This window comes from Pseudoalteromonas rubra, from assembly GCF_005887115.1.
Lineage (GTDB): Bacteria > Pseudomonadota > Gammaproteobacteria > Enterobacterales > Alteromonadaceae > Pseudoalteromonas > Pseudoalteromonas rubra_F.
The window spans coordinates 283,019-294,842 of the sequence record NZ_PNCJ01000017.1 but is presented as its reverse complement, the minus strand read 5'-3'; the positions used below and the strand labels follow the sequence as shown (position 1 = coordinate 294,842).

General features: G+C 43.9%; 10 protein-coding genes. 3 read left to right on the top strand and 7 right to left on the bottom strand.

Features of this window, described 5'->3' with window-relative positions; genetic code table 11:
- The gene (locus tag CWB98_RS13455; RefSeq protein WP_138545341.1) at positions 1-1,380 is read left to right on the top strand and encodes an ATP-binding protein; all 1,380 of its coding nucleotides are present in this window, start codon (positions 1-3) and stop codon (positions 1,378-1,380) included.
- On the top strand, positions 1,370-2,386 hold the full coding sequence (locus CWB98_RS13450) for an alpha/beta fold hydrolase (protein WP_138545340.1): 1,017 nt from the start codon (positions 1,370-1,372) through the stop codon (positions 2,384-2,386). Before CWB98_RS13455 ends, CWB98_RS13450 begins: the two co-directional genes overlap by 11 nt.
- Here the strand turns inward: CWB98_RS13450 and CWB98_RS13445 are convergent.
- Positions 2,338-3,198 carry a cation diffusion facilitator family transporter gene (locus CWB98_RS13445; RefSeq protein WP_283241206.1) on the bottom strand — a complete coding sequence of 287 codons (861 nt, stop codon included), beginning with the start codon at positions 3,196-3,198 and terminating at the stop codon, positions 2,338-2,340. The genes CWB98_RS13450 and CWB98_RS13445 overlap by 49 nt on opposite strands.
- A gap of 235 nt (positions 3,199-3,433) precedes the next feature.
- Here CWB98_RS13445 and trmL point away from each other — a divergent pair, with 235 nt between their 5' ends.
- Complete coding sequence (gene trmL / locus CWB98_RS13440) at positions 3,434-3,898, top strand: tRNA (uridine(34)/cytosine(34)/5-carboxymethylaminomethyluridine(34)-2'-O)-methyltransferase TrmL (protein WP_138545339.1); 465 nt, start codon at positions 3,434-3,436, stop codon at positions 3,896-3,898.
- A gap of 49 nt (positions 3,899-3,947) precedes the next feature.
- Here trmL and hpf read toward each other — a convergent pair whose 3' ends face one another.
- From hpf to CWB98_RS13410, 6 genes are all read right to left on the bottom strand, one after another.
- On the bottom strand, positions 3,948-4,304 hold the full coding sequence (gene hpf / locus CWB98_RS13435) for a ribosome hibernation-promoting factor, HPF/YfiA family (protein WP_054014760.1): 357 nt from the start codon (positions 4,302-4,304) through the stop codon (positions 3,948-3,950).
- Positions 4,305-4,517: 213 nt separating this feature from the next.
- Positions 4,518-6,653: a YjbH domain-containing protein gene (locus CWB98_RS13430; RefSeq protein ID WP_138545338.1), complete on the bottom strand. Its 2,136-nt coding sequence runs from the start codon at positions 6,651-6,653 to the stop codon at positions 4,518-4,520.
- Positions 6,654-6,890: 237 nt separating this feature from the next.
- Complete coding sequence (locus CWB98_RS13425; protein WP_138545337.1) at positions 6,891-8,840, bottom strand: polysaccharide biosynthesis protein; 1,950 nt, start codon at positions 8,838-8,840, stop codon at positions 6,891-6,893.
- Between the two features lie 306 nt (positions 8,841-9,146).
- Complete coding sequence (locus CWB98_RS13420) at positions 9,147-9,695, bottom strand: sugar transferase (RefSeq protein WP_138545336.1); 549 nt, start codon at positions 9,693-9,695, stop codon at positions 9,147-9,149.
- A 15-nt stretch (positions 9,696-9,710) separates the two neighbouring features.
- Complete coding sequence (locus CWB98_RS13415; protein ID WP_138545335.1) at positions 9,711-10,610, bottom strand: NAD-dependent epimerase/dehydratase family protein; 900 nt, start codon at positions 10,608-10,610, stop codon at positions 9,711-9,713.
- Complete coding sequence (locus tag CWB98_RS13410; protein WP_138545334.1) at positions 10,607-11,824, bottom strand: glycosyltransferase family 4 protein; 1,218 nt, start codon at positions 11,822-11,824, stop codon at positions 10,607-10,609. The genes CWB98_RS13415 and CWB98_RS13410 overlap by 4 nt, the downstream gene beginning before the upstream one ends.

Below are 11,824 nucleotides of genomic sequence, written 5' to 3'. Positions count from 1 at the left end.
ATGAGGAAGTACTTACTAGTAAAAATTTTCCTATGGTTCTGGGGCACAATTGCTGCTACGCTGTTTATGCTGATGAGTATCAGTCTGTTGCAGCCAGACATACTGGAAACACGCCAAATCAGTCCTGCTATGATGAAAAACCTACACCACCTGAAGCGTAGCATAGAACGGCGTGCACAGAGCCGGCCAGGGCAGGAACTGAATACCTTGTTACCTGGGCGTCATCGCAACCACGGTCCGAAAATTTACTTACGTCACAGTAATGAACAGCTCAGTGTTTTAAGCCATGCGGCACTTCAGGAGTGGGACTTATCTTTGCTGAATTTTACCACCAGTGCGCAACCACAAGTTGTTGATACCGAGCGTTATCGGGCCTATGGTCCACTGGATATCCAATTGCATGGAGAAACATATCAGCTGTTTCAGCTGATGGACCACCGAGACCCACATATTCTGACTAAGATACGAATGCTACCTAACTGGGCTAAGCTCTTGGTATTAATACTGGCAAGCTTTGCATTTAGTCTTTGGTTTGCACGCGGACTGCTCAAACCTGTGCGTCAACTTCAACAGGCTGCCGCTTCCCTCGCTCAGGGGAAGCTGGATGCACGAGCAGGGATTAACGTTTCGCGCCAGGACGAATTAGGCCAGCTGGGTAAAGATTTTGATCAAATGGCGAGCCGCCTGCAGGCTCATGTGACACAACAAAAACGGTTACTGGCTGATATTTCTCACGAACTGCGCTCCCCCTTAACCAGATTACAGATGGCAAACGGCATTGCCAGTGATAAAGCCCCTGCCCCTTTGCTACCGTACTTGCAACGCGTTGAAAAAGAGGCACACTTACTTGAGCACATGTTGAGTGATATTTTGCAACTGTCCCGACTCGAATCTCAGCAACTGGTGCTCACCCCTCATCCAATTTCACTGACAGAGTTATTAGAACCTATCCTGGATGATGCCAAATTTGAGGGCCAGCAACTGGGTAAACAGATTGAATGGCAACCATTGCCCGACATCACCCTGACAGTCGATGCAGCGTTACTCAACCGTGCATTTGAGAACATCCTGCGTAACGCCATCAAATACGCCAATAAACAAGTAAGCTTGATGATACAACGCAGTGACGATCAACTCACTGTCAAGATCAGCGACGATGGCCCTGGTGTCAGTGACACTATGCTGGAAAAACTGTGTATCCCCTTTTTCAGAGCCTCACAAGCACGCACCCCTGATGGTACAGCTGAACCCGGTGGATTCGGACTGGGGCTGGCAATTGCGCAGCACGCTGTAAAAGTGCATCATGGCCACATTCAGTTTAGCAACCACAGTGGCCTGCGTGTTACCGTAACGCTGCCAACAGGCAATCATGTATTATAGCGAAAGCACACACTTAACGGACAATCTGGTTCATATCCAGGCGCACTGGGAACGCTGCCAAAAAGGTACATTTTCCAGTGGGGTAGGACCACTCTTTTACGCCAGCCATATTCCGGACCGGGCAAAATTTGCGGTTGTTCTGGTCAATGGCCGTATTGAATCGGCGCATAAATATCAGGAGTTAATGTGGGAGCTCGCCCGCAACCAAATCGCCGTTTTTACCTTTGACCACCCAGGTCAGGGCCTATCCGGGCGCTTCCTTGCCAATTTGCATATTGGCTATATTGACACTTTTACCCAATATGGCGATTGCCTCGATGCATTTATGCAAGAAGTGGTCACCTCACAGTGGCAGGGTGACACAATTATATTGGCACATTCAATGGGGGGAGCAATTGCATGTGATTATTTGTCCCGCTTCACAACTTCTGTTAAAGGTGCATTTCTCAGCGCCCCCATGCTTGCGATCAACACAGCCCCTTACCCTGCCTGGTTTGCGCATGGCGTTGCGTCTACAGCCTGCCTGCTGGGATTGGGGAAGTGCTATGCGATTGGTCAGGCTGACTACTTGCCAAAAGCCTTCGAAGACAATGAATTAACTCAGTGTAAGCACCGTTACGCATTATTCAGGCAACTCTACAGAGATAACCCGGGATTACAGCTGGGCGGTGTCAGTTTCCGCTGGCTTCAGCAGGCACTGCAATTTACTCGAAACATCGAGCAGTTACAGATAGCACTGCCGCTGAGCATCGCCAGTGCTGAGTATGACAGTATTGTCTGCCCAACAGCGCATGCGCAGTTTGCACAACGTCAATCGCAGTGTCAGATACAGTCCTATCCAGGTAAACACGAATTACTCTGCGAAACAGACACCATACGACGTGCTGTGCTGGACCAGTTTTATACGTTTGCCGAACAACTCCTTGGCTATCAGCCATCTCTCAAAAACGTCACAAATTACACTGTGGATGAGTTTGGTGACACCGACAGTGACACAGGGTCCTGATGGATCAGGATATCCATTTCTGACTCAAAAGCAGCTTTAATATGTGCCACGACTTCATCGCTGATCTCATGCGCACGAGCCAACGGAATATGATCATCCAGCTCAAGATGCAACTGTACAAACTTCACTTTACCACTTTGCCGGGTGCGTAAATCATGCACCCCATATACCTCTTCATGACTGGACGCTAACAGGATAATTTCCGTTTTTTCTTCGTCAGGCAGCTCTTTATCCATCAAGTGATCCGCACTTTCTCGAGCTATTTCCCAACAATTGTAAAGCAGATAAGCAGCAACACCTATCGCAAACAGGGCATCGGCATGCTCTACCTGCCAATGACTCAACAGTAACGCCGTCAACACTGCCAGGTTAAGTAGAATGTCCCCTTTATAATGCAAAGAGTCTGCTTTTATCGCAATTGACTGGGTTCGCTTAACCACATGATGCTGCACAATGACAACAGCCAATGTGCACCCCACAGCAAACAGGCTAACCCACACCCCCAACAGGCTATGCTGAATTGCAACCGGATTAAACAGGCGTTCAATACCATGGAAAGTGAGTAAACACGCAGAGCCTGCGATAAATGCAGCCTGACCAAGGCCTGCCAGGGCTTCCGCTTTACCATGACCAAAACGATGATCGTCATCTGCAGGGCGGAGCGCATAACTGAGCACCAAAAAACTCATCATAGAAGCACTGACATCCAGTAAGGAATCCGTCAGCGACCCCAACATAGCCGCGCTGCCAGACGCCAGCCAGGCCCAGGCCTTCGCTGTGATCATTAATGCCGCCATTGCGAGCGTAAAAATGCTGGAAAATCGAACTAAAAAGTCATAATTATGGGACACTTATTACCTCAACAACCTCGTAAAACTCCTGTTTAGGCTTATCTTATAGTGTAAGTCATGAAAATGAAAAATTAGTGACGCCTACTTCAAATTTTGGTCAGGTATTTGTCTTCGTACAGCACAAAGGCTATACACTGACTTTTAGCCTCACCATCAGATGCGCTATACTGCGGGCAATATTATTTTGAGGTTATCCATGTTAGACATCGTATTGTATCAACCTGAAATTCCCCCTAATACAGGCAACATTATTCGCTTGTGTGCAAACACAGGGTTTTCGTTACACCTGATTGAACCTCTGGGTTTTGACTGGGACGACAAACGCGTCAGGCGCGCCGGTTTGGATTACCATGAATTCAGCGAAGTGAAACGTTACCCCTCTTTGGATGCATATCTGCAAGCGCGCAAACCCAATAGAGTCTTTGCCTGCACTACTAAAGGTACCCGATACCATCACGAACCAGACTATCAGAGTGGTGATTGTCTGCTCTTTGGACCTGAAACCAGAGGCTTACCAGAAGACTTGATTTTCTCTCTGCCGGCAGAACAGCGTCTGCGGATCCCAATGCGACCGAACAGCAGGAGCATGAACCTGTCAAACGCGGTATCCGTTTTTGTCTATGAATCGTGGCGTCAAATGGGCTTTGATGGGGCGGTTTAATATCTAATATGCATGAAGCCACCGGCAGGTGGCTTCATGCAGCTTATCTCTAATTCAGGTTCATTTCCTGAATGATCTCGTGGGCGATTGGCGGAGTCGTACTCACAGGTTTTTCATGTTTGTTAGCCTTGAGCTGACCTTTTCTGTGTTTTAGTGCCGCATCTAACTTTTTAGCTGCATTAGCGATGGCCGGATACATGACGTCGTCCTCTCCTCTTACAGATATCCGGGCGCCTGAATAATTGGTGTTGATCTCAGTATAAAATTTCTTGTGTTCCTTACTGACTATGACATCTATCGACAACAGCGACGGGAAGTGATTAGCTACTTTGGCAAACTTTTCATCAACGTGTTGCTTTACGGCTTCTGTCATATCTACATGGTGGCCTGAAAGATTAATTTTCATAAGCGCTCCCTTTTGTTGTTTACCTATTACTAAGTATTGGAGCGAAAGACACAATTCTCAAGCATAAATTTAAGATTTTTGTCATCAAACCGAATTTATTTGTGATAGATCAGGATAATGTGTCTGTGGGATAGAAGGTGTTCAAAAACAGGCTTATTTTTCACTGAACAGGCCAGGTTGCTGATACAAGCAACCTGGCCTGTGTTGATTGGCTTATTTGTATGTCAGGTACGCCTCGCGTAATCTTGCAAGGTTTGCATAGACATAACTGCTAGATAGGCGCCCCTGATTAAGATACGTACGGTCCAAGCTCACCGAAGTTTCCGGTACATAGCCTTTTTTATACACTAGTGCGTTGTGTTTATCGCCGATACGCGTGCTCACACCGTGACGCCAGGCCTGATTCCCTTTTACCTGACCATACTTTGATACGCTCATGTCCTTTCTTGGCGTAAGTGGAATACTGAATGAAATGCCCGCTACCTCAACATCTGTATCATAGGCATATACCGATACATAACTATCACCAAACCAAAACTTGGTCTCAACCTTCATCCCTTTATCTCTTCGCCAGAATTCTCCACCTGAGATATGAAATGAGATATCTTGCTCAACCCAGTGGTACTGATAACCCATAACATGATAGTCACGGTCCTCATTGTAATCACGATAGTCGAAGAAACCGTAAGTGTTGTAGAGCTTATGGCGTCCTGAAGGGCTTACCCAGGCCGTTTCATTAATTAACCCAGTATACTCATAAAACTCTCGGAAGAGGCCGATTTGAGTCTGGTTATAGAAACCAAAGGGCAAATCAAATGTCTGATAGAAGACCGCTCTCTCAAGACCATTTCGTTCACGGCGCGCCTCGAACACCTCCCCAGCTTCAAAGTCTTCTGTATCAGCAACCACCGTTTGCGCAGTGATGTTAAAGCCCGCACCACGCCATACTGGTATATCTAAGTCAGCTCTGAGTGCCAACGAGAAATCGTACACACCCAGCTCAGTCGCATAGGTCGAACTTAATGCTGGCCCGAGTGTCAGCCGCGGCTTAAAGTAAGGGCTATTAGCTGCACCATCACCTATCCAGGCTACTCCACCTGGGACATTTATCAACCCCTGGCGAATAGTCAATCCAGGGGAGATGCCGTCTGTAATAAACTGTCGATAATTGCTAACGTGTCCTGACAACGACAACAACGGAATGTCATGTTTACCCAGTTGAACAATAAAGCTCGCACTCTCGTCACTGATATATTGCGCAACTCGGCCTAATACAACCCCAATTGCATCGATATCATTTCGGTTGAATACTGGGTTTTCGAATTTCACCACGACAACAGGCTCACGATTTACGCCAACTTGTACGTTTTCAAATCCATCAGCAACCAGCGCGTTTTTAAGTGCACGTATCTCAGTATTCAATTCACTGATATTGACTTCCTGAATTGACCTTGATTCACTATTTTGAGTGCCAGGGGCAAGGTTATTCGATCTTGTTGTAGGGGCATTATCAGACTTTGCGGATTGTACGCCTTGCCCTGATAATCGCGCTAACATTTCAGCATTATCAGGCGCTGGTTTTATTTTCTGATAGTCCTCTCTGGACTGCTCAGATAAAGGCATGGAGAAATTAATGCCATAATAAGCGTCTTTGTCACTGTGAACGGTGCTGCTATAAAAGCGACTCGTCAGGGTTAAAGTGCCAAGATCAAACAACCAAGCTTTAGGCACGGTCACGCGAGCAGCCGCATTTACCGCTTCTGCATCATGCTCAACTTGCAAAGCAAACCAATCCAATGGTTGCCACTCGATACCTGCAAATACACCATCCATCATACCGATTTCGTTTTTGCTGGTGCTTACTCCAGTGGAAAAACGAAAGTCTAGCCAGTCTTTTGAGACAACTGCAAAATATGACTCATACTGATTCGCCGCTCCACCAATATCTTTCCCCCCGATAGCCAAATCAAACCAGTCCTCAGGAATAAAAGGAATTTGATACTTGGCATTGAAAGACAGGTCCCTTACTTGACTGTCGCCCAATGCTCTAGTCCTAAACATGTCATCATGCATAGTATTAGCTGCAATTTGCCCGCTTACTTCTAATCCCTGCCACAAGCCTGCAGAAAAAATGTAGTTATAGCCGTCCGCAAAAGTAGTGCCTCTATAATCAAGCTGGTTATTGTAGCCAATATCAATCTCACCTACGTTTAAAACGTCTGCAGAGGGAGTATTCACTAAACCAGTAAAACCAGCGAAATTCTGATACTGCTTGGGAGACACTTGTGCAACGGTAATAAAGGAGCAAGTCAACAAGCCACTTGCTAAAATAGGAGTTAGTTTAGACATAGTCCTCTGCCCAGTTAAGATATTAATATAATTAAAATTTGCACTGTATTATATCGTTAAGGTGATTACGATTATGCAAGAGATGTTCACTAGAATCGATAACTTTCCACAAGCTTTCACTCTTACAAGACAGAGACCTCAGGCTTATAGATTTTCAGGTTACAATTACCCTAGATTGCGCAGTCCACTTATTTAGTAAAAAGCCCACTAAATAACCTTCCTAGTGGGCAAATTGCTTTACTTTAGATTAACGATATTTTTCTCTGGCACAGTGTCAAGCTTTTGTCTGGCATTCCAAACTAAGTCACATATGCCATCAGTGGGGTCAAACCCTGTTGGAGCTTCTAATAACAGTTGTCTGATAACTTGATGATCAAAGTCATGGCACGCCTTATCAAGCGTTTTTAAGATCTCTTCTAGCTCACGTAATGGCAGCATTACCTCTTTGGCTGTCATAATCCTTTCATGTGAGGTCTGCTCAACATTGTCACCAATTAAGAGCTCTTCATACAGCTTTTCACCAGGTCTTAATCCTGTGCATTTAATCTCAATATCTCCATGTGGATTAGCCTCACTTTTCACCTCCAGGCCAGACAAGTGTACCATTTTGGTAGCAAGGTCTTTAATTTTGACAGATTCCCCCATATCAAGGACAAACACATCCCCTCCTCTGCCCAATGCTCCAGCCTGAATAACCAGCTGTGCCGCTTCAGGTATCGTCATAAAGAAGCGGGTGATCTCTGGATGAGTAAGCGTGATTGGGCCACCTTCTTTAATTTGTCTTCGAAATAAAGGGACAACTGATCCTGAAGAGCCCAATACATTACCAAATCGAACCATACAGAAACGCGTGTTGTGCTGTCCTCTTTCCTTATTCTGAGCAAGGCCCTGTAAACAAAGTTCGGCCATACGTTTAGTAGTTCCCATAACATTCGTAGGGCGAACAGCCTTATCCGTGCTTACCAAAACAAACGTTTCTACTTTTGCATTGATAGCAGCCTTAGCTGAATAATAGGTACCAAAAACATTATTTCTCACCCCTTCGACCACATTATGCTCTACAAGTGGGACATGCTTATATGCTGCGGCGTGGTAAACCGTTTGCACACCAAAGGCTATCATACATGTCTCCAGACGATTAATGTGCTGCACAGAACCCATAATTGGTATCAGCTCTATGTTCAACCCTTTGGTTTTGATGATTTCACTCAACTCTTTTTCAATTGAATACAGCGCAAACTCAGTCAGCTCGAAAAGTACCAACTTAGATGGTGATTGCTTGATAATTTGCCGACACAACTCGGAGCCGATAGAGCCTCCTGCCCCAGTAACCATTACGGACTTACCCAGAATCGTTGCATTTAGCAAAGCCTGCTTAGGGGCCACGGGGTCTCGACCAAGCAGGTCCTCAATTTCAACATCTTTAATCTCGTCTAATGTTGCTCGCCCTTCTACAACATCAGCCATACCCGGGATAGTCATAACCTCTACAGGTAAACTCTCTAACTGAGCCAGTATTTCTTTCCTCCGTGCTCTACTCTCGCTAGGCATCGCAAGTAATACTTTTTTTACCCTTTTTCGCTCAATTAGCGCATACAAACCGTCGAAAGCAATGACAGGGATACCTTGAAGTATGGAATCCTGCTTTGTTTTGTCGTCGTCAATAAATGCAGATACGTAGTATTCGTCACCGGCCCCTATAGCTGGAGCAAGTTGCCGACCCGCAGAACCTGCTCCATAAATCACAACCGGTGTTTTATTAACTGTAGCCAGACGACCAACCATGGCGCGTACCATGATGCGGGAACCACCAACTGACAAAACCAACAACCACGCATAAATGACAGGCATAGTACGAGGAATAGTGACGTGGGTGAAGAAGGAAGCCATCACGAGTGCTACCGTACTGATCATTGCTCCAATCAAAATAGCGCCAACGGCATGTGCACCGACGTAGCGCAGCACGGCTCGATATAGTCCAAGGTTGATAAAAGCAAATATACTAATCGGTAGTACAAGAGAAAGTAACAGCCAATTCCCCACTTCAAAAAATGGAACTAAACTGTCCAACCGAACGACCAGCGCCAACCAAAAAGCACTAAAAACAAAAATTGAATCAATACATAAAGTAATCAGTCGCTTTTTTGAACGTGATACATTAAGAAGAGTACGGAACCAACTATCCACTGTAAATCCTTGAGCTATAAATTTTCAATCTCTTAGACTAATGATTTAGTCATAGTCTTTAAATATACACAAATTTTCAAAAACTGTCATTGCAGAATTGTTAAACAACGCGGCTTTTAAGAGCCTCCGCCCCCAGTAGCCACCGCAATTAATAGCCATAAAACCCACTTGGAATAGATGATAAATTTCCGAGTTTTTAATTCGATACAGCAATGAGCTCGGAGGACCAAAGAAGTAGCTTCTAAAGGTCCTCTGCCCGCTTTCCAAAACTCATTAATCTTGTTACTGCTAACTCAAACTGGCAGCTCACTTAACCCGGTCTCCTGAGCCCTTTCCTGACACTGTCATAAAAATATATTTGAAGTAATTACGCATGCTCATAGTATCGATCATCTCCCTGTCAGTTTTGGCCAGTAACTCTGGTGTAGACATGTCAATTTCATTGACTTGAGACAACCCAGTGATGCCCGGTCGAACGTCAAATATGTTTTTCGCATCACGAGCCTGAGTAAGCTCCTCCTGATTAAATAAACCTGGCCGTGGGCCAACTAAACTCATTTCGCCTTTGAGTACGTTCCATAGTTGTGGTAACTCATCAAGTTTAGTTTTTCTTAAAAACCCTCCAAAAGGCGTTATTGAAGCGGTGCTTGCCAAATGACTCGCTACTGACGCGGTATCTACTTTCATCGTTCTGAACTTGACAAGTATGAAAGGTTTTTTATTTCTACCTACACGCTCTTGCGTAAAAATAGGGGAACCAGTATCAAACAACCCGACTAGAAACAAAATGACAAGAAAAGGAAAGGCAAAAACCAAACCTAAAAAAGCAAACAAAAAATCGAGAAAACGTATCATATAAAATTCCCAAAGTTATTTTTTAGCGGCAAGCCTAAAACCATGCTCAGGCGAGTAAGGAGGCTGCCAATCTAATGTATTTTTAGTGTGTGTTATGTCAACTTGCAAAGACCCCGTCAGTCTCTCAATCACATCCTGCTTACCTAAAAGCTTACCCAACAACTTCAAGCAAAAGACAGGCACAAAAAAAGACCAGTTCGTTTTGCCTTGTACCTCTGCCATCATAGCGACCATCGCAGAAGTAGATAAATCTCTATCATCGCTGACAAAGAATGTTTGGTTTTTAGCTTTTGGATGCTCAATACACACGTTGAGTAAATCAATTAAGTTATAGACTGAGACTAAGCTACGTCTATTTTGGTTTATTGCTCCGAATGGCAGTGGGATTCCTTTGCCAACTAACCTCATCAAAGTAGCAAAGTTAGCTTGCACTCCTTCTCCATAAACTAGCGGACTTCTAATTATTACCACCTCAATCTCATGCTCAATTGCGGCGTTTTTTATATACGCCTCTGCTGATAATTTACTTTTCATGGTATTTGGCAAAGCTGAAAGTTCTATGGGCGTATCGAGAGATATTATGTCATCAGATTCGCTGTATATATTTACCGAACTTAAGAAGATAAATCTTGGTATACCTAATTCAATCGCGCGATCTAGTACTTTTTTTGTAAGTTCTAAATTTATGAAATTGGCTTCAGAGTCTGTAAATGACCTGTGAGCAGCCCCCACCAAGTGAACTACAGCATCAGCATCTGCATGCTGTTCACTGCTAAAAAAGCCATCAAACGGGACCTCAGAGGCAGAAAGCTCTTCCCTGCTTATAGCATAAGTTGAGCAACCATTACCTTCTAAATATTTATTTAGATGCTTACCAATAAAGCCGGTACTGCCTGATAAAATCACTTTACTCATTTCAATAAGTCTTCCATTAGCGCCGTGTATTTTTTTGCTAACTGCTTGTAAGTGTGATGTTCTTTTACAAACTTTGACGATGAAACCTGATAAGTATTTTTGTTATTGTGAAAAGAAATTATTTTTTGAGATAGCTCTGATGGGTTGTTAGCTGGGAATCGTATTTCACAACCGGCTTTTTCAAGAGGGTTTCCTGGAGCGTCAATACCGTTGAAAACAATCTTGTCATGCATCATATAGTCAAATATCTTATTTGGGGATATACCAAATTTATATAACTCTTTCGGCATAGCATTTATAAACAAAGCATCGCAGCACTGAATCACATGAGTCACATCAACCTTAGGGACCTTCCCAAAGAAAACCACATTATCTAAATTTAACTCTCTTGCTCTAGACTCTAACTCTTCTTTTTGGACTCCATCACCAACCAATAAAATACCAATATTGTAACTCTGCAAGTACTTAGCTGCATTTATTAAAGGCATTATATTATTTGGTATACCAAGGGCTCCTGTATATCCAATCACAGTTTCAAAACGCTGTGTTGCACTTCTCAAATCACTAGCTAATGATTCGGATACCTCTTCTTTAGAATTTTCTTCAGCAAGTTCGATACCATTAGAAATATAACTAAAGCTTTCTGCTTTTAACCCTTCGTGCAAAAACAGCTTCTCGGCATTAGCTAATAACGACACACAATGGTCACAATGTTTATAGCCAAATTTTTGAAACTTATTTATTATCACGCTCAGAGGATGATATTTAGAGATACCGACTAATTCTTGAAGACTTAGCGGCCAAATATCACGCACTTCCAAGATCAATTTAGCACCATACTTTTTTGCATAATATTTAGCTGCAAGCAAATGAAAAGGGTGCGCCGTTGAAGCGATGATAACATCTGGCTTGTTGCTTTTGCTAAAGCTATGAAATGCATAGCTAAATAAGCCCAAACCGAAACTAAGCATATTTAGCAAGCGCTTAAGACCATTGCCTTCATACGGCACTGTTTTTTGCAGAAAATAATCTACCCCTTCAACGCTTGCCAAACCAGGCCTTGAATCAGGAATGGAACATAAGTGATGATATAGCGAAGAAATAACAGTGGCTTTATGACCAAGCCTATTAAAATGCTTTGCAAGGTAATATGGACGAAATGACATCCCATGTTTTGGACTACCTGCATACGGGTGTATATACCAAATATTCAT